Consider the following 1,244-nt stretch of genomic DNA (forward strand, 5'->3'; position numbering starts at 1 on the left):
TTGCGCTTCAAATTTAATGCGGTAATTTTAGCGAAATTTTAATATAAAGCAAGAAAGGCGGCGTTAAATTCATGAAAATTTATGTTTTATACGGGAATGATGGACTAGTCGGCGGAGTTTATCGGTTGGAATTTATCGGTGCCGCGCGGCGAGAGGCGGTTTAAATTTTAAAATTTGCAGCGTTTGCTTTGGCGCGTTGCGCGGCGGTGGAAATTTTATCGCGGATCGGTCGTCTTGGTGCGGCAATGGAGACCGCTTGCGCTTTACGCACAGCTTTGGCAGCTGGGCGGCGTGAGCGAGGCGGACGGCTTTGCGGCGTCTGCTGCGGCAGAAGCAGTGAAGAAGAGTGCAATAGCTGCGGCGGAGATATCGGCGATGAAAGGCGATAGTATCGGCAGCGGCGGCTATGAGGCAGCGGCGAAATTTTGATTTTGGCGGCGTCAGAGAAGCTTTTCTTAAAGATGAAATTTTAATCAAAGGCAGGAGTAGCGTCAGTAGAACTTTGATTAAAAACGGCGCGTAGCGACTCTGGTAAAAACTAGCGGCAATGCCTGATCTCTAAAATTTTAATCGAGAATACTTGGAATGCGAGAATTTCTAGCGATAATTTTAGCTCGTCCGAGTCGGAATTTTGATCGAGAGTATCTGGCGATAGAATTTCATTCAAAGCTAGCAATGGCGAAATTTTATGGCTTCGAAAACGGCAGTAATTTTACTATTTGAAGGCAACGGGAGGGGGGGGATACAGCTTTTTATATAATTTTTCTGCGAGTCTGCCGTGATCTTTTCGCGATTTTTTAAAATTCCAGACGGTATTTGCGCGGTTTATATATGACGAAATTTTATTGCTAGGTGAAATTTTCATAGCAATTTTAAATTTACAAAGCCGTTTAAATTTGTAAAGTTACTTCCCGCTGCGTCTCTTTTTTTAAGTTTCTTGCGTGTAAATTTTTAATCGGCAGCTCTATCTAATCCGCAAAATTTTAGTTTTTGAAATTTTATATATTTTCGAGCTTGCGTTTTGGCTGAAATTTTGATCCACGACCTGATCCGCCGCCCCTTTCGCCCAGGTTTCGTCGAAGTTTTGTCCGTTTAAATTTGCGCTGCTGGAGTAAAGCCAGTCAAATTGCCTCAAAAACTCCTCGTGAGCACACCCTTTTACGACGCGCACGGCCTTGGCGTTTGGGTATAAAAACGTTGTGTTTCTCGCGCGACGCACTAAATTTTTAAATTTAGCGGGCACG

2 protein-coding genes are annotated in these 1,244 nt (G+C 43.8%); one reads left to right on the forward strand and one right to left on the reverse strand.

All coding sequences use genetic code 11. The annotated features are described in order from the left end of the window. Positions 1-237 precede the first annotated feature (237 nt). Positions 238-429 carry a hypothetical protein gene (locus tag Q0614_RS07365; protein ID WP_298787681.1) on the forward strand — a complete coding sequence of 64 codons (192 nt, stop codon included), beginning with the start codon at positions 238-240 and terminating at the stop codon, positions 427-429. A 535-nt stretch (positions 430-964) separates the two neighbouring features. On the opposite strand, the gene Q0614_RS07370 is transcribed toward Q0614_RS07365, so the two are convergent. Beyond that, the coding region (locus Q0614_RS07370; protein WP_298787683.1) for a Sua5 YciO YrdC YwlC family protein at positions 965-1,244 on the reverse strand (280 nt) is incomplete at its 5' end.

The organism is uncultured Campylobacter sp. (assembly GCF_937997595.1).
GTDB lineage: Bacteria > Campylobacterota > Campylobacteria > Campylobacterales > Campylobacteraceae > Campylobacter_B.